The 21,266-nt window shown below is 57.6% G+C and carries 19 protein-coding genes (1 of these 19 only partly in view); 13 read left to right on the top strand and 6 right to left on the bottom strand.

Annotated elements, in window-relative coordinates:
- Positions 1-27: 27 nt before the first annotated feature.
- The 10 genes from AC0JZ1_RS03580 (at position 28) to AC0JZ1_RS03535 (ending at position 11,865) form a co-directional block, all read left to right on the top strand.
- A complete protein-coding gene (locus AC0JZ1_RS03580) occupies positions 28-969 on the top strand; it encodes a substrate-binding domain-containing protein (RefSeq protein ID WP_471881064.1) in 942 nt (313 codons plus the stop codon).
- A 69-nt stretch (positions 970-1,038) separates the two neighbouring features.
- Entirely contained in the window at positions 1,039-2,052 is a 1,014-nt protein-coding gene (locus AC0JZ1_RS03575) for an aldo/keto reductase (protein WP_471881063.1), read from the top strand.
- A gap of 1 nt (position 2,053) precedes the next feature.
- A complete protein-coding gene (locus AC0JZ1_RS03570) occupies positions 2,054-2,875 on the top strand; it encodes an amidohydrolase family protein (RefSeq protein ID WP_471881062.1) in 822 nt (273 codons plus the stop codon).
- A 4-nt stretch (positions 2,876-2,879) separates the two neighbouring features.
- Positions 2,880-3,887: a zinc-binding alcohol dehydrogenase family protein gene (locus AC0JZ1_RS03565; RefSeq protein ID WP_471881061.1), complete on the top strand. Its 1,008-nt coding sequence runs from the start codon at positions 2,880-2,882 to the stop codon at positions 3,885-3,887.
- 115 nt (positions 3,888-4,002) lie between these two features.
- Positions 4,003-4,734 (top strand): SDR family oxidoreductase, encoded by a 732-nt coding sequence (locus tag AC0JZ1_RS03560; protein WP_471881060.1) that lies wholly within the window; start codon positions 4,003-4,005, stop codon positions 4,732-4,734.
- Between the two features lie 22 nt (positions 4,735-4,756).
- Positions 4,757-5,602, top strand: a complete 846-nt coding sequence (locus AC0JZ1_RS03555; protein WP_471881059.1) for a fumarylacetoacetate hydrolase family protein — start codon at positions 4,757-4,759, stop codon at positions 5,600-5,602.
- 35 nt (positions 5,603-5,637) lie between these two features.
- Positions 5,638-6,963 carry an L-fuconate dehydratase gene (locus tag AC0JZ1_RS03550; RefSeq protein WP_471881058.1) on the top strand — a complete coding sequence of 442 codons (1,326 nt, stop codon included), beginning with the start codon at positions 5,638-5,640 and terminating at the stop codon, positions 6,961-6,963.
- A gap of 183 nt (positions 6,964-7,146) precedes the next feature.
- The gene (locus AC0JZ1_RS03545) at positions 7,147-8,922 is read left to right on the top strand and encodes an N-acetylglutaminylglutamine amidotransferase (RefSeq protein WP_471881057.1); all 1,776 of its coding nucleotides are present in this window, start codon (positions 7,147-7,149) and stop codon (positions 8,920-8,922) included.
- Between the two features lie 10 nt (positions 8,923-8,932).
- Positions 8,933-10,726 carry an N-acetylglutaminylglutamine synthetase gene (gene ngg, locus AC0JZ1_RS03540; RefSeq protein ID WP_471881056.1) on the top strand — a complete coding sequence of 598 codons (1,794 nt, stop codon included), beginning with the start codon at positions 8,933-8,935 and terminating at the stop codon, positions 10,724-10,726.
- A 14-nt stretch (positions 10,727-10,740) separates the two neighbouring features.
- Complete coding sequence (locus AC0JZ1_RS03535) at positions 10,741-11,865, top strand: osmoprotectant NAGGN system M42 family peptidase (RefSeq protein WP_471881055.1); 1,125 nt, start codon at positions 10,741-10,743, stop codon at positions 11,863-11,865.
- A 56-nt stretch (positions 11,866-11,921) separates the two neighbouring features.
- Here AC0JZ1_RS03535 and iolB read toward each other — a convergent pair whose 3' ends face one another.
- The 6 genes from iolB to AC0JZ1_RS03505 form a co-directional block, all read right to left on the bottom strand.
- Positions 11,922-12,731 carry a 5-deoxy-glucuronate isomerase gene (gene iolB / locus AC0JZ1_RS03530; RefSeq protein WP_471881054.1) on the bottom strand — a complete coding sequence of 270 codons (810 nt, stop codon included), beginning with the start codon at positions 12,729-12,731 and terminating at the stop codon, positions 11,922-11,924.
- Positions 12,728-12,973 (bottom strand): hypothetical protein, encoded by a 246-nt coding sequence (locus AC0JZ1_RS03525; RefSeq protein ID WP_471881053.1) that lies wholly within the window; start codon positions 12,971-12,973, stop codon positions 12,728-12,730. Before AC0JZ1_RS03525 ends, iolB begins: the two co-directional genes overlap by 4 nt.
- 21 nt (positions 12,974-12,994) lie before the next feature.
- Positions 12,995-13,888 (bottom strand): myo-inosose-2 dehydratase, encoded by an 894-nt coding sequence (gene iolE / locus AC0JZ1_RS03520; protein WP_471881052.1) that lies wholly within the window; start codon positions 13,886-13,888, stop codon positions 12,995-12,997.
- A 1-nt stretch (position 13,889) separates the two neighbouring features.
- Positions 13,890-15,710, bottom strand: a complete 1,821-nt coding sequence (gene iolD / locus AC0JZ1_RS03515; RefSeq protein WP_471881051.1) for a 3D-(3,5/4)-trihydroxycyclohexane-1,2-dione acylhydrolase (decyclizing) — start codon at positions 15,708-15,710, stop codon at positions 13,890-13,892.
- Positions 15,707-17,629 carry a bifunctional 5-dehydro-2-deoxygluconokinase/5-dehydro-2-deoxyphosphogluconate aldolase gene (locus tag AC0JZ1_RS03510; RefSeq protein WP_471881050.1) on the bottom strand — a complete coding sequence of 641 codons (1,923 nt, stop codon included), beginning with the start codon at positions 17,627-17,629 and terminating at the stop codon, positions 15,707-15,709. Before AC0JZ1_RS03510 ends, iolD begins: the two co-directional genes overlap by 4 nt.
- Before the next feature lie 119 nt (positions 17,630-17,748).
- The gene (locus tag AC0JZ1_RS03505) at positions 17,749-18,564 is read right to left on the bottom strand and encodes a MurR/RpiR family transcriptional regulator (protein WP_471881049.1); all 816 of its coding nucleotides are present in this window, start codon (positions 18,562-18,564) and stop codon (positions 17,749-17,751) included.
- A gap of 118 nt (positions 18,565-18,682) precedes the next feature.
- Here AC0JZ1_RS03505 and iolG point away from each other — a divergent pair, with 118 nt between their 5' ends.
- The 3 genes from iolG to AC0JZ1_RS03490 form a co-directional block, all read left to right on the top strand.
- Positions 18,683-19,672: an inositol 2-dehydrogenase gene (gene iolG / locus AC0JZ1_RS03500; RefSeq protein WP_471881048.1), complete on the top strand. Its 990-nt coding sequence runs from the start codon at positions 18,683-18,685 to the stop codon at positions 19,670-19,672.
- Positions 19,673-20,322: 650 nt separating this feature from the next.
- On the top strand, positions 20,323-20,850 hold the full coding sequence (locus tag AC0JZ1_RS03495; protein WP_471881047.1) for a copper chaperone PCu(A)C: 528 nt from the start codon (positions 20,323-20,325) through the stop codon (positions 20,848-20,850).
- On the top strand, positions 20,847-21,266 hold the 5' portion of the coding sequence (locus tag AC0JZ1_RS03490; RefSeq protein WP_471881046.1) for an SCO family protein. Its footprint extends 180 nt past the window's final position; 420 of the gene's 600 nt are visible here — the first part of the coding sequence; the start codon lies at positions 20,847-20,849; the stop codon falls past the right edge of the window. The genes AC0JZ1_RS03495 and AC0JZ1_RS03490 overlap by 4 nt, the downstream gene beginning before the upstream one ends.

The raw sequence follows: 21,266 nt of genomic DNA, 5'->3' as shown, positions 1-21,266 counted from the left end.
ACGGTTTCGACCTGAGGAGGATGGGAAATGAAAAAGCTTGCGACTGCATTACTCGCATCTGCAATCGTGTTCTGTGCAGCACAGACACAGGCCGCAGAAATTGCTGTCATCGTGAAGACGGTCAACTCCACCTTCTGGCAGAATGTCCAGAAGGGCGCGGATGCGGCCATGAAGGAAGTAGGCGATGGCAACACCATGACCTTCCAGGGTCCGGCTGCCGAATCCGCCATTGCCGACCAGGTGAACATGGTCGAAAACGCGGTAAACCGCGGCGTGGCTGGTATTGTTCTTGCACCATCTGACCCGGATGCTCTGATCCCGGCGGTCAAGAAAGCCTGGGAAGCCCGCATTCCGGTCGTCATCATCGATTCTATGCTTTCCAAGGGTTCCGAGCAGTATTACCAGTCCTTCCTCGCCACGGATAACCGCAAGGCCGGCGAACTGGCTGCCAAAGCCCTGATCGACAAGGTTGGCAAGGAAGGCAAGATTGCTGTCATGTCCTATGTCGCCGGCGCCGGTTCGGAAATCGGTCGCGTGGGCGGCTTCACCGACTATGTGAAGGCAAACTCCAAGCTGCAGATCGTCGGTCCGTTCTACTCCCAGTCCCAGATGGCAACCGCATTGAACCAGACCACGGACGTTCTGGCCGCCAATTCCGACCTCAAGGGCCTGTTCGGTGCCAATGAGCCAACGGCAATCGGCATGGGCCGCGCCATCAAGGAAGCTGGAAAGTCGGGCAAGGTCGTTGCTGTCGGCTTCGATGGCAATGAAGACCTTCAGGGCTTCGTGAAAGACGGCACTCTGGCCGCTATCGCTGTCCAGGGTTCCTTCCAGATGGGTGAGCTCGGCGTGAAGAACATTGCCAAGCTTCTGAAGAAAGAAAAGGTCGAGAAGTTCGTCGATACGGGCGTCGTCATTGTCACCAAGGACAATATCGACAAGCCGGAAGCCAAGAACGTTCTTTACTGATCCTCAACTGACCAAGAACACGCGGCAGCGCGTGTCCTCATCTCTACCCATAGGCAAGGCAGGTTTTTCATGAAGGTCACCGATACCCGCACCCACGCACGCACCGGCATTTCCTTTACCGGAATGGGGCTTGGCTGCGCCCAGATGGGCAATCTCTATCGTGTAACGCCTTATGAGGAATCTGCCGGTGCTTTCCGCGCATCCTGGGATGCAGGCATTCGCTATTTCGATACGGCACCCTATTACGGCTTCACCCGCTCCGAGCGTCGCCTCGGCACCATGCTGACCGACCACAAGCGGGAAGACTATGTGGTCAGCACGAAAGTCGGCCGGGTGATGACACCGGATGAAACGGTTGGTGCTGAAGAAGAAGGCTATGTCGAGCCCCTGCCCTTCCGCCCGGTCTATGACTACACGCATGATGGCATCATGCGCTCCTTCGAGGCCAGCCAGCAGCGGCTTGGCCTTTTGAAGCCGGACATCCTCTACATTCACGATATTGGCCGGATGACCCATGGCGAAAAACACGAGCACTACTGGTCACAATTGACCAAAGGCGGCGGCTTCAGGGCGCTGGTCGCCTTGCGGGACCAGGGTTTGACGAAAGCCATCGGCTTGGGTGTGAACGAATGGGAAATCATTCGCGATACCATGCAGGTCTGCGATATCGATATCTGCATGCTCGCCGGTCGCTACACGCTTCTCGAACAGCAAAGCCTTGCCTTCATGAATGATTGCGCCAAAGCGGGCGTTGGCATTGTCATTGCAGGTGCCTTCAATTCCGGCATTCTGGCGGGCAACAAGAAGTTCAATTATGCCGATGCGCCAGCAGATGTTCTGGCGCGTGTCGATGCCTTGCGCACAGCCTGCGAGGAAGAGGGCGTGACACTTCAGGCCGCGGCCCTTCAGTTTCCACTGGCGCATCCGGCAGCCCTCACCATAGTTTCCGGCGCGCGTAATGCCGATCAGCTTTCCGCCAATGCCGCCTGGTTCGAGGAAGACATCCCTGCCGCCTTCTGGCAGAAGCTTCAGGCCAAAGGCCTGATCGCGGAAGGCGCACCAGTACCGGGCAGCGGTGGCTGATATGCCGATCATCGACGCCCACCAGCATTTCTGGAAGCTTGGCGAGCGCGCTGGCGAATGGCCGCCCGCCGAGCTGGCCGCCATTTATCGCGACTTTTATCCGGAAGATCTTGAACCGTTGTTGAAGACTGCCGGTGTGGATGGAACCGTTCTGGTGCAGACCATGGAGCGGGAGGCAGATACGGCCTACATGCTGGATCTGGCGGCTCGCCATGACTTCATCCGCGGCGTCGTAGGTTGGACAGATATCAAGACCTCAAACGCCCCCCTGCAGATTGCAGCGCTAGCCCAAAACCCCAAGCTTAAAGGTCTGCGGCCCATGTTACAGGGTATAAGCGATATTGGCTGGCTCTGCGATGAAACGCTTGATCCCGCCATCCGGGCAATGATGGATCATGACCTTGCTTTCGATGCGCTGATCCTGCCACGCCAGCTTCCGTATTTCCATGAATTTTCAAAACGACATTCGCAACTTCGCATCGTGATTGACCATGGCGCAAAGCCATACATCGCCGAGGGAAAGATCACCGAATGGCGTAGCGGAATGAAGGCTCTGAGCCTTCTGCCCAACGTGTTTTGCAAACTCTCCGGCCTGCTGACGGAGGCGGGCAAGCAAAAGCCCGAGGCCATTCGTCCCTATGCCGAGACCATTCTGGACCTGTTTGGACCAGGCCGCACCCTCTGGGGCAGCGACTGGCCGGTGGTGCGTCTGGCTGGAGATTACCAAGGCTGGTTCGACCAATGCCGCAAGATTGTGCCGACCGAGCATCACGATGCCGTCTTCGGGCAGAACGCCATCAATTTCTATCACCTGAACGGATAATGCCATGTTGACGATTGTTTGCGACACACCGGGCGTGCTGACGGCTACAGAACGCGAAAAGCCCGCGACGGGACCGGGGGAAGCACTTGTGCGGATCAAACGCATCGGCGTGTGCGGCACCGATCTGCACATCTTCACCGGCAACCAGCCTTATCTCTCCTATCCACGTGTCATGGGGCATGAACTGGCGGCAACGATTGTTGAGCCCGCGCAAGGCAGCCATTTCCAGGCTGGCGATAATGTTTCCATTATTCCTTACATCTCCTGCGGCACCTGTGATGCCTGCCGGAAAGGCCGCACGAATTGCTGCCGCAATATCGGCGTTCTTGGCGTTCACCGCGATGGCGGCATGACCGAATATCTCTGCCTGCCGGAACAGTTTCTCATCAAAGCCGATGGCCTCTCTCTCGATCAGGCGGCCATGGTGGAATTCCTGGCCATTGGTGCGCATGCGGTGCGTCGTTCGGGCCTGAAGGGTGGAGAGAAAGTCTTGATCGCCGGTGCTGGACCAATTGGACTGGCAGTCGCAATTTTCGCCAAGCTTGAAGGGTCTGAGGTAACGATGATCGACGGGCGGCAGGATCGTCTGGAATTTGCCCGCGAGCATCTGGATATCACCTCTCTCGTTCAACTCGGCGAAGGCGACAGCGAGCAACTTTCGAACATCACCGATGGCAACTTCTTCGATGCGGTATTCGATGCGACGGGTAACCCGAAAGCCATTGAACGCGGCTTTGGCTTCGTGGCCCATGCGGGAACCTATGTTCTTGTATCCATCGTCGCCTCCGATATCACCTTCAATGACCCTGAATTCCATAAGCGCGAAACAACGCTGCTCGGCAGCCGCAATGCGACCATTTCAGACTTCGAATATGTGATGGCCGCCATGCGCAAAGGCGAGGTGCCTGACGCACTGATCACCCACACGATGACGCTCGCAGAGGTGCCAGAGCGCTTTGCCGGATTGACTGACCCTGCCGCCGGTGTGGTGAAAGCCATGATCAGCGTGTGACGGATTAAGGCCTGTCTGGCCTTGTCTTTGACGCAACAAACCGAAATTCTTCAGCCGCCGCTTGAACAGCAACGCGGCACCTAAAACCGGGCAACCACCGGAAAATGAGGATGACATGGCAGATTTAAAGGGAAAAACGGTGCTGATCACCGCCGCCGGTCAGGGCATTGGCCGGGCGAGCGCCATCGCCTTCGCCAAGGCCGGTGCGAAGGTTCACGCAACCGATATTAATGAAACAGCCCTGTCCGAGCTTCCAAAACTGGAAGGGCTCACAACCATGCGTCTCGACGTGCTGGATGAGAATGCGGTGAACACGTTCATTGCCTCACTCGGTCGGGTGGACGTGTTGTTCAATTGCGCCGGTGTGGTCCATGGCGGCTCCATTCTGGAGATGAAGGACAGCGATCTGGATTTCGCAATCGACCTCAACGTCAAGGCAATGATCCGCACAATCCGTGCAGTTTTGCCGGGCATGATCGAGCGAAACGATGGCTCCATCATCAACATGTCGTCGGTCGCCTCCAGCATCAAAGGCGTGCCGAACCGCTTCGCCTATGGCGTTTCGAAAGCTGCGGTGATTGGGCTTACCAAGGCAGTCGCTGCCGATTATGTGGCACACAATATTCGCTGCAATGCCATCTGCCCGGGCACTGTGGATAGCCCTTCATTGCAGGAGCGTTTGCGCGCGCAAGGGGATTATGAGAAGGCCCGTGCGGCCTTCGTGGCCCGCCAGCCGATTGGCCGCCTGGGCGAGCCGGAAGAGATTGCAGACCTCGCCGTCTATCTGGCGGGCGCCACTTATACGTCAGGCCAGGCCATCGCCATCGATGGCGGCTGGACCATCTGATTTTCTGAAAGGACTTAACACCATGAAACTGCTTCGCTACGGCGCCCCCGGTTCCGAACGCCCTGCCCTTCTCGATGCCGAGGGCAAGATCCGCGATATTTCCGCCCATGTGAGCGATCTTTCCGGTGCAGCGCTCGACCCGCAAAACCTTGCCAAGTTTGCCGCTCTCGACATCTCATCCCTGCCGGAAGTGTCAAGCAGCGAGCGCCTCGGCCCCTGCGTTGGCCAGACTGGCAAGTTCATCTGCATCGGCCTTAACTACTCCGATCACGCTGCCGAGTCCGGCATGGCGGTTCCGCCAGAGCCAGTCATCTTCATGAAGGCAAGCTCGGCCATTTGCGGCCCGAACGATGATGTCCTGATCCCGCGCGGATCTGAAAAGACAGACTGGGAAGTCGAGCTTGGCATCGTTATTGGCAAGACTGCCAAGTACGTGTCCGAAGCGGACGCCATGGATTACGTGGCGGGCTACTGCGTCAGCCACGATGTTTCCGAGCGCGCTTTCCAGACGGAACGGTCTGGCCAGTGGACCAAGGGCAAATCCTGCGACACCTTCGGCCCCATCGGCCCATGGCTGGTGACGAAGGATGAGGTTGCCGATCCGCAGAACCTTAACATGTGGCTGAAGGTGAACGGCGAAACCATGCAGAACGGCTCGACCGCTACCATGGTCTACGGCGTTGCCTTCCTCGTATCCTATCTCAGCCAGTTCATGTCGCTTCATCCGGGCGATGTCATCTCCACCGGCACCCCTCCGGGTGTTGGCATGGGCATGAAGCCGCCGCGTTACCTCAAAGCCGGTGACGTGGTTGAGCTTGGCATTGAAGGCCTTGGTACGCAGAAGCAAACCTTCCGCGCCGACACGTAAATCAACCTGATACATAGACTGCCGGAGCAAAGAGCATGGCCAAGATTACCGACATGCGGATCATCGATCTGCGGTTCCCGACATCGCAAAGCCTTGATGGCTCCGATGCCATGAACCCGGACCCGGATTATTCGGCAGCCTATGTCATTCTTGAAACGGATGTGCCCGGTCTTGCCGGGCACGGCCTCACCTTCACCATCGGGCGTGGCAACGACATTTGCTGCATGGCCATCGATGCCATGCGCCATCTGGTCGTTGGCACTGATCTTGAGGTCGTGAAGGCACACCCCGGCAAGTTCTGGCGGCATTTGACCGGCGATAGCCAGTTGCGCTGGATCGGGCCGGATAAGGGTGCCATGCATCTGGCAACGGGTGCCGTCGTCAATGCCTTCTGGGATCTTCTGGCCAAGCAGGCGGGCAAGCCGGTCTGGCGGCTGGTGGCCGATATGTCGCCAGAGGAAATCGCCGACATCATCGATTATCGCTATCTTACCGACGCCCTCACCCGTGACGAGGCCATCGCCATTCTGCGCGCTGCAGAAACCGGCAAAGCAGAGCGGATCGCAACACTCGAGGCGGAAGGCTATGCCTGCTATACCACCTCTGCCGGATGGCTGGGCTATGATGACGACAAGCTGCGCCGCCTTTGCCAGGAAGCCATTGATGCTGGCTTCAACCATGTGAAGATGAAGGTTGGCCGCGATCTGGAAGACGATATTCGCCGCCTGACGATTGCCCGCGAAGTGATTGGCTCCGATCGTTACCTGATGATCGATGCCAATCAGGTCTGGGACGTGGATCAGGCGATTGATTGGGTCAAGCAGCTTTCCTTCTGCAAGCCATTTTTCATTGAAGAGCCGACAAGCCCGGACGACGTGGCGGGCCATCGCAAAATTCGTCAGGCCATCTCGCCCGTAAAGGTGGCCACTGGCGAGATGTGCCAGAACCGGATCATGTTCAAGCAGTTCATCGCCGAAGGTGCCATCGATGTGGTACAGATCGACAGTTGCCGCATGGGCGGATTGAATGAAGTTCTCGCCGTTCTGCTGATTGCTGCCAAATACAAGCTACCCGTCTGGCCTCATGCCGGTGGTGTTGGACTTTGCGAATATGTGCAACATCTTTCCATGATCGATTATGTGGCGGTGTGCGGCACGAAGGATGGTCGTGTGATCGAGTATGTCGATCACCTTCACGAGCATTTCCTGGAACCCTGCCGCATTGAGAACGCGGCCTACATGCCGCCGAAGCAGCCCGGCTTCTCTATTGAAATGAAGCCGGAAACGCTGGAGCGCTTTGCCTTTGCGCCTGTCAAGGGAAGTACAGGCGAGGCGCGGCCGGGACTGAGCCGGACTGGCTGACACAGGTCGTGGATTAGGAAAAGCACATTTTCCAATTCCGATTTTGTTCCAGAAAAATCGCAACCATTCAGCAACTCTCTCGTTTCGTTCTCTGTGCAGGTTCGCTTGATCGCGGGCCTGCCTTTCCTTTGTCCGGTGCTTCCGGGCCAAAATGAATGAAGACAGCGAGGTAGAAGCAGAACAGTGTGTGGCATTAGCGGAGAAATTCGGTTCGACGGCACCCAGCCATCCCCCATGGTCCAGGCTCGCATGATGGAGGCCATTGCGCCGCGCGGGCCAGACGGTTCAGGTCTCGTCATTCATGGTTCAACCGCATTGGCGCACAGGCGCCTCTCAATCATCGATCTTTCCGAAAAAGCCCGCCAGCCCATGGTCGATGGCGAGCTGGGACTGACGATTGCCTTCAACGGCTGCATCTACAATTACCCGGAATTGCGCGCCGAACTGGAAGGCAAGGGCTATCGCTTCTTCTCGCACGGAGATACGGAAGTCATCCTGAAAGCCTGGGCCGCCTGGGGAACGGAATGCGTGAAGCGCTTCCACGGCATGTTCGCCTTTGTAATCCACGAACGGGACACGAACCGCGTGGTGATGGCTAGAGACCGCTTCGGCATCAAGCCGCTGTACCTCGCAAAAGTGGGCAAAGCCATTCGCTTTGCATCCACGCTTCCAGCGCTTGTGCAAGGCGGCGATATCGACACCTCCATCGATCGCATTGCCCTTCACCATTACATGACATTCCACGCCGTCGTGCCGCCGCCGCGCACGATTTTGAATGGCGTGAAGAAGCTGCCGCCCGCCACCATTCGCGTGATTGAGCCCGATGGCACGGAGCGCGATGAGCGTTACTGGAACCCGCCCTATCAGCGCGATCCTTCCATGGCCGGAATGAGCCGCAACGATTGGCGCGATGCCGTGCTCGATGCACTTCGTCTTGCCGTAAAGCGCCGCACTGTGGCTGATGTACCGGTTGGTGTTCTGCTGTCTGGCGGCGTCGATTCCAGCATTATCACTGGATTGCTGGCCGAACAGGGCCAGAATGACCTGATGACATTCTCCGTTGGCTTTGAAGAGGCCAATGGAGAAAAGGGCGATGAGTTCGTTTATTCGGACCTGATTGCCAAGCATTTTGGCACTAACCATCACAAGATCTTCGTTCCATCCAATCAGTTGATGCAGGCACTGCCCGGCGTCATCTCCGCCATGTCGGAACCCATGGTCTCCTATGATAATGTGGGCTTCTATCTGCTGGCCAAGGAAGTCTCGAAGCACATCCGCGTTGTGCAATCCGGCCAAGGTGCAGACGAGGTGTTTGGCGGCTATCACTGGTATCCGCCGCTCGGCAACTCCACGGATGTCGTGGGAGATTACGCCCGCGTCTTTTTTGACCGCAGCCATGAGACTTTGAAATCGCAGTTGGGCGGCGACTGGATTGCCGACCATGATGCCAGCCTGGAACTTGTGCGCCATCATCTGACTGAGAGTGGAGCCGATACGCCGATTGATGCTGCTCTGCGGCTCGATAGTCAGGTTATGCTGGTGGATGATCCGGTCAAGCGCGTCGATAGCATGACCATGGCCTGGGGTCTGGAAGCGCGTGTGCCCTTCCTCGACCATGAGCTTGTTGAACTGGCCGCCAAGGTGCCGCCGGAATTCAAGCTGCATGATGGCGGCAAGGGCGTTCTGAAGGATGCCGCGCGCCTAGTGGTGCCGCATGAGGTGATCGACCGCAAGAAGGGCTATTTCCCTGTTCCGCAGCTGAAATATGTCGATGGGCCTTACCTCGAAATGGTTCGCGACGCGCTCTCTTCGCAGGCTGCCAAGGAACGCGGCATCTTTCGCCAGAGCTATCTGGATGAGCTTTTTGCGCATCCTTCGGATCACATCACCCCCTTGCAGGGTTCGGAACTCTGGCAGGTTGGCCTGCTGGAAATGTGGTTGCAGGCCCAGGGCGTGTGAGGGAAGAGCGATGAGCACCAAGATGACCGAACGATCCAACCGCTTTCGCAGCGAAAAAGCGGTGGCGCATCGCCTGAAGCGCAAACGCTTTGAGAGCCTTCGCAGCGGCATTACCCATGAAGAAGGGCCGGAGCGATCCGCTTGTGTGGATTGTGGTTGGGGTCGCCTGATCTTTGCTCAAACCTTCGATGACAGCGCGGAACTGGTCGCGGCACTTCGAGAAGAAGCGCCTGAGCATCGCGATATCGCCGTTTACGTGGGCGATCCGCATGTTCTCCTGGCCGAAGCGCCGCAGGAAATCTTCCTCGATCCGTCACACACCTTCCGGCTTGATCTTTCCACCTACCGCTCGGGCCGCCGCCAGCCAAAAGGCTTTTTCGTGCGCCGCCTTACCTCCGAGGCTGATGCGCGCGCGGTGAACCGGATTTATTCCTCGCGTGGCATGGTGCCGGTTCGCCCGGATTTCTTCTGGACCAATCGCGACAACAGGGCGATCACCTATCTGGTGGCAGAGGATGAGCAATCCGGCGAAGTGATCGGCACCGTCACCGGCATCGACCACATGCGAGCTTTTTCCGATCCTGAGCAGGGTTCCTCGCTCTGGTGCCTCGCGGTTGATCCGCAGGCTCGCCACGCAGGCATTGGCGAAACGCTGGTGCGCAGGCTGGGAGAGCACTTCAAGGCTCGCGGCAATGCGTTCATGGATTTATCGGTCCTGCACGATAATTCGCAGGCCATTGCACTTTATGAAAAGCTAGGATTCCGGCGCATTCCGGCCTTTTCCGTCAAGCGCAAGAACTCCATCAACGAACGGCTCTATGCAAGCCCACTGGAAGCCTACGATGCGTTGAACCCCTATGCTCGCCTGCTGGTGGATGAAGCGCGACGCCGTGGTGTTCATGTGGAAATTACCGATGCGGAAGGCGGCTTCTTCCGGCTCTCGCATGGTGGGCGCTCCGTTCATTGCCGCGAAAGCCTATCCGAACTCACGTCCGGCGTGGCTATGTCGATCTGCGATGATAAGGCCGTCACGCGCCGGGTTGTCGAGAAAGCAGGCATTGTCGTTCCTGAGCAGATGACAGCGAGTGATGACGATGCGGCTCTTTCCGCATTTCTTGAAAAGCATGGGCGCGTGGTGGTGAAGCCTGCGCGTGGCGAACAGGGGCGTGCCGTGGCCGTTGGTCTCTCAACCGTTGAGGAGATCAAGACCGCCATCCGAGCCGCGCGGGAAGTCTGTGACCGCGTTCTGATAGAAGCCTGTTTTGAAGGGGAGGATCTTCGCCTTGTCGTCATCGATTTCAAGCTGGTCGCTGCTGCTGTTCGCCGTCCGCCGCATGTGGTGGGCGATGGGCGCTCGACCGTGCGCCAGTTGATCGAGCGCCTGTCTCGCCGACGCGCTGCTGCAACGGGCGGCGAGAGCACCATTCCCGTTGATGGCGAAACAGAGCGGTGCCTGCAAATGTCCGATCTGACGCTGAACGATGTGCTGGAAGAAGGCCGTGAGGTTGCCGTGCGCAAGGCCGCCAATCTGCACACCGGCGGCTCCATTCATGATGTGACCGAAATCGTTCATCCGCGGCTGATAGAGGCCGCTATCAATGCAGCGCGTGCCATCGATATACCCGTTGTCGGCATAGACCTGATGGTCAAGAGCCCGACTGAGCCGGATTACGTGTTCATCGAAGCGAATGAGCGTCCGGGCCTGGCAAACCATGAACCGCAGCCGACGGCAGAGCGGTTCCTCGATCTGCTGTTTCCCCTTTCCGGCCACCGCGCAGCCCGTAACGCGCTTGGCAAGTTGTAAGGCCGCTATCGAAGATGCAGATCACAATCGACGAAAACTATCTGCTTCGGCAGCTTGCCGCATTGCTGCAAATAGACAGCCCTACCGGCTATACGGATGAAGTGGTTCTTTATTGCTCTGCCGAACTGGAAAGGCTGGGCTTGAGGCCGGAACTCACCCGCCGCGGGGCTATTCGTGCCGTGCGCCAGGGCAGCCGCCGCGCAGGCGCGCGCGCCATTGTTTCCCATGTCGATACGCTTGGTGCTCAAGTCAAAGCCATCAAGGATAATGGCCGGCTGGAACTGGTGCCCATCGGCCATTGGTCGGCCCGCTTTGCCGAAGGTGCCCGGGTCACCATCTACGGCACGCACGGCATCCATCGCGGCACGATCCTGCCTCTCAAGGCTTCGGGTCACACATTCAATGATGAGGTGGACACTCTCCCAGTCGGGTGGGCCTATGTAGAGGTTCGCATTGACGCGATCACTCGCTCTGCCGGTGAAACAATCGGGCTTGGCATCGAAGTGGGCGATATCGTCGCCATCGATACCGGTACGGAATTTCTGGAAAATGGCTTCATCAATTCCCGCCATCTGGATGACAAGGCGGGCGTCGCCATTGCACTGGCCGCTATCGAGGCTCTGGAACGCGCAGGCGCCCAAACCCCTGTTGATACGCACTGGCTTTTCACAATTGCCGAAGAGGTGGGCGTTGGCGCATCTTCCATCGTAACGGCAGAAATTGCTTCGATGCTGACAATTGATAATGGCACGACAGCACCGGGGCAAAATTCCTCCGAATTCGGCGCAACCATCGCCATGGCCGACCAGACTGGACCCTTCGATTTTCATCTGACCCGGAAGCTGGTGGAGCTTTGCCAGGAAAACCAGATTGATTACCAGAAGGATGTCTTCCGTTATTATCGGTCCGACTCAGCCTCGGCGCTGGAGGCCGGCCACGACATTCGAACGGCCTTGGTCACTTTTGGCGTCGATGCCTCGCACGGCTATGAGCGCATTCACAAAAACGCACTGACCTCGGTCGCCCAGCTCGTCTCTGCTTTTTCGGTCAGCCCCGTTATCATTTCTCGCGATGCCAAGGAAATGTCTGGCCCGGAAGGCTTTACACACCTGCCCATTCGCGGATCGGGAGACAGCTAAAAAAAGACCGGGCCGAGGAGAACCTGCCCGGTCTTGCAACAGCGATCCGCAGGAGGTTACGGATTATCGCGTTTGAAGATCCAGTCATGATCCGGGTGGTTCTGGAAACGCCATTTGCGCATCGGCCCTGCCATGACATTCAGATAATACATCTCATATCCGTAAGGCGCGCCGCACGGATGGTGGCCTTTTGGCACCAGCACCACATCGCCGCTGGAGACAGCCATGGTTTCATCCAGCGAGCCATCGTCGGTGAAGACGCGCTGGAAGCCGAATCCCTGTTCAGGGTTCAAGCGGTGATAATAGGTCTCTTCCAGATAGGTCATGTCAGGATAGTTATCCTCATCATGCCGATGTGGCGGATAAGACGACCAATTCCCTGATGGCGTGAAAACTTCCGTCACCAAGAGGCTGTCGGCCACATCCCGCTCTTCCATGGCAATCGGGAAGATGTAGCGCGTATTGGCACCCTTGCCGCGTTCGGTGAGATTGATTCCGGCAGGACCGATAACCTGTGCCTCACGCCCCGGCTTGGCCGGTGCCGTGCAGATGGCAAGTGTGCAATCGCTCGTGGCCTCTGCCGACCAATCGGAACCGGCAGGCACATAAACGCAGTGCGGCGGCTTCTTCTCGAACACATTCATGCGGTCGCCAAGTTCACCGAAGTCCTTGTCCCCACCGGATATCTTGGCTTTGCCCTCCACAAGAACGAGGATCACCTCTGTTTCGCCGGTCGGCTCCGCTGCCTTTTCGCCCGGCTTCAGGTGGTAGAGACCGAAGCCGACATAACCCCAATTGGCGCTTTGCGGCGTGATGTCATGCACCTTGCCGGTTTTGCCGGAAGGCTTGCGCAAGAGATTGCTCATTCCTCGTCTCCTTCCCGCTCGGCCTGAGTGGCAGCCTTTTTGGCTTCCGCCTCCGCAATCGAACGGTCGTACATGATGAGAAGTTCATAGGCCGCGTAGGCTGCGGCACCTAAAAACAGAATCGCCCAACCCCACGATTGGTTCAAAGCTTCGACGCCGCCCCAAAGAGCAGGCAGAACGACGGTCAGAACCCGTCGCCACTTGGGCGTGAAGAATGGATGTGTGGGATCGAGCAGTTTCAACGGCTTTTCCTTCAGAAGGGACTAAATCAGACCCGCATCCTTGGCGAAGCCCTTCAACGATTTCAAGCCGAGGCTCTGATATTGATAAGGATTGCGGACATCCGGGTCCTGTTCCGCCTCAATCACGATCCAGCCGTTATAGCCATGCTCTGCGGCGATCTTGAGAACTGGCGGGAAGTTGACGCCGCCCTCTTCATCGCCGGGAACGGTGAACACGCCACGGCGCACGCCTTCCAGGAAGGAGAGCTTTTCATTGCGCACCTGATCGGCAATGACGGGACGCACATTCTTGGCGTGGATATGGCCAACGCGGTGCATGTACTTGCTTGCAACCGCTTCCGGGTTGCCGCCGCCGAAATAGCAATGGCCAGTATCCAGCAGCAGCTTGGCGTGCGGACCGGTGTGCTGCATCAGCTTGTCGATCTCTTCCTCGCTTTCGACCACCGTTCCCATGTGGTGGTGATAGACGAGCGAAATGCCCTGGGAAGCGGAGAACTCCGCCAGCGCCTCGACGCCTGCACCGAACTTTGTCCAATCGGCGTCTGCCAGTTTCGGGCGGTCGGCAAGTGCCGTATCGTCAGCGCCGTGAATGGCATTAGAGGTTTCGCAGACAATGATGACCTTGCAGCCCATGGCCTTCAGCACATCGAGGAAGGGCTGCATGGCGGCCTTTTCTTCTTCGATGCTGTTTGTCAAAAGGTTCAGCGAGTGCCAACCGGATACGAATTTCAGGCCGCGTGGCTCCAGAACGGATTTGAGACCTGCTGGATCGGTCGGCAACTTGTGGCCCTTCTCTATACCATCGAAACCGATCTTCGCGGTTTCATCCAGGCATTGTTCAAGGCTGATATGGGCGCCGAGCGAACGGTCATCATCATTGGACCAGGCAATTGGGTTTGTACCGAAGAGGATCATCTTAAATTCTTTCCTTCAGGGCAGCTTCATAGGCGGCACGCGCCTTGGTAACTTCTTCTCGTGTGGACACTTCCGGCACGGCCACATCCCACCAATGGCCCCCCGCATCCGGTGTCGGATAAGGGTCCGTATCGATGACGATCACCGTTGTCTGCGCCCCTTCGCGGGCAGCGTCGAGCGCCTCTTCCAGTTGGGCGATAGATGAAACCTTGGAGGATTTCGCCCCCATGGCGGCAGCATGTGCGGCAAAGTCAATCGCCATGGGGCTAACATTGGTGTGGGCATAGAGATTGTTAAACTCAGCCCCGCCAGTGCCCATTTGCAGCCGGTTGATGCAACCATAACCGCGATTATCGGTAATCACGACGGTGATCTTGATCCCCATGGCAACCGCTGTCGCAAGCTCCGAATTCATCATCATGTAGGAGCCGTCGCCCACCATCACGATCACATCGCGTTCCGGCTCGGCAAGCTTGATACCCATGCCGCCGGCAATCTCATAGCCCATGCAGGAGAAGCCATATTCCATGTGATAGGAAAGCGGCAGCTTCGCCTTCCACAACTGATGCAACTCGCCGGGCATCGTGCCTGCCGCGCACATCACAACCGTGTTATCGCGTGAAGCGCGCTGCACTGCGCCGATAACCTGCATATCTGTCGGAAGCGTGTTGGCATCCTTGGGTGCTGCCGTCACAGCATCGGCCTTCGCAAACCAGCTGGCCTTGAGGTTGGCGTCGGGACTGGTAAAGCGATGATTGCCCAGAGCTGCCGAGATTTTCTCAAGACCGACTTTGGCGTCGGCCACGAGCGGCATTGCATCATGCTTGGCACTGTCATAGGCCTGCACGTTGAGCGCCAGGATCTTGCGGTTCGGGTTTTTGAACAAAGCCCAGGAACCGGTGGTAAAATCCTGAAAGCGCGTGCCGACGCCGATCACCAGATCCGCCTGCTCTGAAACTATGTTGGCGCTTTCGCAACCCGTAACGCCCACCGGACCGAAGTTCAGGCCATGATCCCATGCAAGCGCGGATTTACCCGCCTGAGTTTCCACAACCGGGATCTGGTGCTTCTCGACAAAGCTTTTCAGCGTCTCAGTCGCGCCGGAGAAGTGCACGCCACCGCCTGCGACGATGACAGGATTCTTCGCGGCCTTGATCGCAGCGATGGCCGCTTCCAGCTCCATTATGTCAGGTTCGGGACGACGGAACCGCCAAGTCTTTTTCGAGAAGAAGCTTTCCGGGTAATCGTAAGCCTCGGCTTGCACATCCTGGCAGAAGGCGAGTGTCACAGGGCCACAATCAGCAGGATCCGTCAGTGTGCGGAAGGCACGCGGCAGCGCCGTCAAAAGCTGTTCGGGACGCTCGATCCGGTCGAAATAGCGACTGACCGGCTTGAAGCAATCATTGGCGGAAATCGTGCCATCCTCGAAATCCTCGATCTGCTGAAGAACCGGATCGGGACCGCGATTGGCAAACACATCGCCCGGAATGAAGAGAACCGGCAGGCGGTTGACATGAGCAAGGGCAGCGGCAGTCACCATGTTCAGCGCACCCGGACCGATGGACGAGGTCACGGCCATGGCGCGGCGACGGCCAAGCTGCTTGGCGTAAGCAATGGCGGCATGTGCCATCGACTGCTCGTTCTGGCCGCGATAGGTCGGCAGTTCATTGCGAATGCCGTAAAGCGCCTCACCGATACCGGCGACATTGCCATGACCGAAAATCGCCCAGACACCGGCGATATAGGGAACGCCATCCTCATTCAGCTGATTGGCGAGATAGCGCACGAGCGCCTGCGCCGCCGTCAAACGGATCGTTTTCATGCCTTTCCTCCCAGAATGGCCTTTGCGCGTGCTGCATCCCAGATGTCGCACAGGCTCTTGTAGCGGGCCGCCATATCCTCCACGGCGGCCTCATCGGTAACCTGACCCGCCAGCCACTTACGGGCGGCATCGCCGAAGATCGTGCGGCCAACGGCAAAGCCCTTGACCAGATCGAAACCGGCAGCAAGCGCAAAGCTCTCCTCAAGCTCCGCCTGCGGGGCATCCAGACCCAATACCACGATGCCGCGTGTGCGTGTATCGTGACGTTCTACCGCAGCACAGGCGTTCGCCCAGGCGGCTTTGGTTTTCATCGGCTCCAGCTTCCACCAGTCGGGGTAAACACCGACTTGGTAAAAGCGGTCGATAATCTTGGCCGTTGTCTCATCATCGATTGCGCCGACCTTGGACGGAATGACCTCCAGCAGAAATTCCAGGCGATTGCGGCGCGATGCCTCAAACAGGCGCTTTACCGTCTCTTCCTGTTTCTCCTTCATCTCAGGCGTATCGTCGGGATGATAGAAGCAGAGAACCTTCACCACATGTTCAGCGGCCCATTCGCCAAGACCACCGCAATCCATACCCAGTTCTGGCTCCAACGTCAGTGGACGTGAACCCGGCCACTCGGCTGGCCTGCCGATCCAGAGACCCGTTCCGGCGGCAGCGTATAGTGCTTCTTTCCCCAGACGACCATCGCAGAGAATGCCGTAGCCGCCCTGCCCGTTTGCCACCGAGGTTGCTGCTTGCAAGCACAGCTTCTTGAAAGCGCCAATCCGGTCAGTTGGAACGCCAGCCTCTTGCGCCATCGCTTCCAGCTGCATGCGGTGGTCGAAAGCAAACACCCGCATGGTGGACCAATCGCCCTTGCGGTTAGTGGACCAGTGAACCTGCTCAAGCTCCGCATCTTTGCGTAGCGCCTTGTTCTTGATGCCCGTCGCAAAGAAATATTGCAGCTCTTCCCAGCTTGGATAGGCGGGCGTGCAGCCGTGGCGGGATACCGCAAAGGCACCGCAGGCATTGGCATATTTCAGCGCGGTCGGCCAATCCTCACCCGTCAGCCAGCCTTTCAGAAGACCAGCCATGAAGCCATCGCCAGCACCTAGCACGTTGAAAACTTCGATGGGGAAACCGGGACCGGTCTGACCCTTGTCGAGACTATCGGGGATATCACCTTCAAACACGGCAGCCCCCATCGGCCCGCGCTTGCATACCAATGCCGCCTTGGACACCTTGCGGACAGCACGCAGCGCCTCCAGCGTATCGGTGGAGCCTCCCGCAATATGGAATTCTTCTTCCGTGCCAACAATCAGGTCAAACAGATGCAGCGTCGCTTGCAGCTTGGCTGTCACCTTGGCTGATTCCACGAAACGGCTCTCACCATCCCCATGACCGGCCACACCCCACAGGTTTGGACGATAATCGATATCCAGTGCAGTTTTCGCGCCATTCTCCCGCGCTAACCGCAAAGCCTTCATCACTGCCGCTTCCGTGCGAGGATGCGAAAGATGCGTGCCAGTGACGGTAACGCAGCGCGATTCCGCAATGAAGGCGGGATCGATATCGTCTTCGCACAGCGCCATATCGGCGCAATTCTCGCGATAGAAGATCAGGGGAAACTGGTTCTCGTCGCGAATGCCAAGCAGCACCAGCGCCGTCAAGCGCTCCGGGTCGGTGACCACGCCGCGCACATCCACGCCTTCGCGCACGAGCTGTTCGCGGATGAACCGGCCCATATGTTCATCGCCCACACGGGTAATCACTGCGCTCTTCAAGCCGAGACGCGCAGCACCAGCCGCAATATTGGTGGGCGAACCGCCGATATATTTGTTGAAGGAGGACATATCCTCCAGCCGGCCACCCACCTGGGCGCCGTAGAGGTCAACGGACGAACGTCCAATCGTAATCACGTCGAGTGGCTTCAAGAGGCCCTCCCTTTGGCCGCGAGTGGCATGTGGCGCTGATGGGGCGCAGTGCGGCACCTCCCGTGCCGTCTTCATTTTTGGACTATAAATTCTATTTTTCTGTCTTTCAATACGAATATTCAAATCTTGCGACGCGCACCGACTGCCGTTGAAAGGGCGATAGCGACGCATAATGTCGCCGAAAGAGAGCGAAAGGCGCCGAAATCGACTTCCGAAACGGTCAGCACCGTCGCACCCATTTTGCGCAGCGGGTTGACCGCCATATCCGTGAGCGCCACGACGGGGACATCCCGCCCCCGCACCATGTCAACAAGCTCAAGCGTTTCCGCCGAATAGGGCGAAAAGGTAATAGCCAGCAAAGCATCTCCGGGCCGGATGGCGGCCGAACTATCCAGCCTGCCTGCCGCGCTGTGAAGCATAGCCGGCACCTCCATTTTTTCCAACGCATAGGCGATGTAGCTGGCAACCGGAAAGGACCTGCGAAGGCCGACAATATGGACGAGATTGGCCGCAGCCAGAACCTCGACGGCCATCTCCAGCGCGGCTGAATCCATTGATTTTAGCAGGTTTTCCAGAGATGTTCGGCCAGCCTCCACGAACTCGGCCAGAAGACGCGGTCCGCTATGTTCACCCATCTCGCGCAGATGGTCGAGCCTGGTCGAATAATCCGGCCAGCCGCCCACATAGCTCTCGCGAAAGAGACGCTGCATTTCGGAATAACCGGAAAAGCCCATGATCTGGCAAAAGCGCATGAAGGCTGATGGCTGCACGCCAGCCGCCTCCGCCATCTCAGCCACGGTGGAAACGGCAATGCGATCCGTATTGGCTGCGACGTAATCTGCACACTGCTTCAGACGCTTGGGAAGAGAGACCGAAACATCCAGCAATCTTTCCTCAAATTCCGCCACGCTAGCCGGTGCGCCACCCTCCGTCATTCAATCGCCCTTTTCATAGCTTGACATAAATATGGCTCCACTCTAGCAAAATAGAACAGATATTCCAAAGGCTGTTTGGAACAAAAATTCCATCGAACTTTCAAATGGAGGAGAAACCATGGTAACGAGATTGGCGCTGCTCGGCGCAGGACGCATTGGCAAGGTGCATGCAAAAGCGATTGCCGCAGACCCGCGTGCAAAACTCGTGGCAGTCGTGGATGCCATGGAAGCAGCAGCGAAGGCGATTGCAGATGAAGCTGGCTGCGAGGTCAGCACCATCGAAGCTGTTCTGGCAAACAAGGATGTGGACGCCGTCATCATCTGCACGCCGACCAACACCCATGCAGACCTGATCGAAAAGTTTGCCCGTGCAGGCAAGGCGATTTTCTGCGAGAAGCCGATTGATCTCGATGTTGCTCGCGCTCAGACCTGCATCGACGTGGTGAAGGAAACCGGTGCGAAGGTCATGCTGGGTTTCAACCGCCGTTTCGATCCACATTTCCAGGCGGTGCGTGCCGAAATCGACAAGGGCACCATCGGTAAGGTGGAGATGGTGACAATCACCAGCCGCGATCCCGGTGCGCCGCCAGTAGACTATATCAAGGTTTCCGGCGGTATCTTCCGCGACATGACCATCCACGATCTGGATATGGCCCGCTTCCTGTTGGGCGAAGAGATCAAGACCGTCTTCGCAACAGGTGCCGTTCTGGTCGATCCCAAGATCGGCGAAGCCGGAGACTACGACTCTGCCAGCCTGATCCTGACCACCGCCAGCGGCCGCCAGGCAGTTATCTCCAACTCCCGCCGCGCGACTTACGGCTATGATCAGCGCATTGAAGTGCATGGTTCGCTCGGGTCTGTGGCTGCTGAAAACCAGCGCCCTGTCTCCATCGAAGTCGCCAATAAGGATGGCTACACCCGTCCTCCGCTGCATGATTTCTTCATGACCCGCTATACGGCCGCCTATGCGGCGGAAATCGCCGCTTTCATTGATACGGTGGAAAAAGGTGCCAAGGCTTCACCATCTGCTGAGGATGGCCTGATTGCGTTGAAACTTGCGGATGCCGCGTTGCAATCTGCCAAGACAGGCGCTGCTGTCAACCTCTGACATCTATGATTTTCATGGGGCCGCATGTCCATCAGCGGCCCTGTGAACTCTCCGCTGACTTGCGGAGAATTTGCCGCATTGTCGTTTGCCTACCTCTCGTCTAGTTTCAAAAGCGAGAGGTTTAGATGACTGGACGCGGAGACAGAACTGGGTTTGCCGTGCGCATGATCTGCGCATGCGCTCTGCTGTTTCTTGGTTTCGCGCACAAGGCTCCCCTCACCCATGCCGCTCAAGCGTCACCTTCGCAATTTGCACAACTGATCCTACCCGATCGCAGCTTTGCGACTCTTTGCTTAAGTGACAAGCATGGCGATCAAGACAATCATTTCGGCAGTGCGATCGGATGCGAAGCCTGTCGCCTCGGCCTGTCCGTTGTTTTGCCGCAGCCCTTGGCAGAACTCGCGCCTCGACAGGTCATCCCAAGTTCGGCATCACAGGCTACCGGCTTCATACTTGAGCCATCGCCACTCGCACCAAATTGTGGAGCTCGACCGCCACCGCTCTCCGCCTGACACTCGCACTCTATTTTAACCGGACTGCCGCTTTGGCACCGGTTTAAAGATATGCAAGCGCCACAAAAGAGCCGATTGGAATGTCGAAGCAAACCGCTGCTCTTCAGTTTGACCAATTTCCATAATCTGGATTTGAACATGAAAACAAAAATCCTGGGTCTTTTCATCGCCCTCCTCTCTCTTGCCGGTTTTAACCCCGCCTATGCCCATGGTTATAAGGTAGGAGAGTTGGAAATAGGCCATCCCTATAGCCGAGCAATGTTACCCGGCGCGAAAGTGGGTGGCGGATATTTGAAAATCACCAACAAAGGCGGCGATGACCGTCTCGTCAGTGTGACCACAGAGCGGGCCGCTAATGCGCAGGTCCATGAAATGCAGATGAACGACAATGTCATGATCATGAGGGAACTGAAGGATGGCTTGGCGATACCTGCAAATAGTACCGTCGAGTTAAAGCCCGGCGGCTACCACATCATGTTCATGAACGTGACACAGCCTTTCAAGGAAGGCGAAATGATCAAGGCTCGCCTCCTCTTCGAAAAGGCTGGCTCAATTGATGTCGAGTTTGCCGTGGGTCCGGCCAATGCTGGCGCAAAAAGCGATACTGCCCATGACCACGCAGGCCATGACGGCATGGACCACGGCTCCATGGAGCCTAAGCCATGAAGAATGTGAACCCATTTCTGCTTCTCGGAGGCGGCACTGCTGCTATATTCGTGGCGGCCTTGGTGGGTGTGATGATCTGGGTCGCGGCAGACAAGCCGCGCTCCACCCCCTTCCATGCAAGCTTTAGCCTCGTAGATGACGGGGGCAATCTTGTTGATCAAAGCCTCTTCACGGGTAAGCCTTCCCTTGTCTACTTCGGTTACACACACTGCCCGGAAGTTTGTCCCACCACGCTCTTCGAGGTGGCGGATTGGCTGAACGCGCTTGGACCGGACGGGCAGAAGGTAAAGGCTTACTTCTTCACGGTGGACCCCGCGCGTGACACGAGACAGGTGATGCATTCCTATGTTTCGGCTATAACTGACCGCATCACGGGCGTGACGGGCTCTGAAGCAGAAATGCAGAAGGTCATCAAG

The sequence above is a fragment of the Affinirhizobium capsici genome, from assembly GCF_977018625.1.
This window is presented reverse-complemented; position numbering and strand designations above follow the sequence as displayed.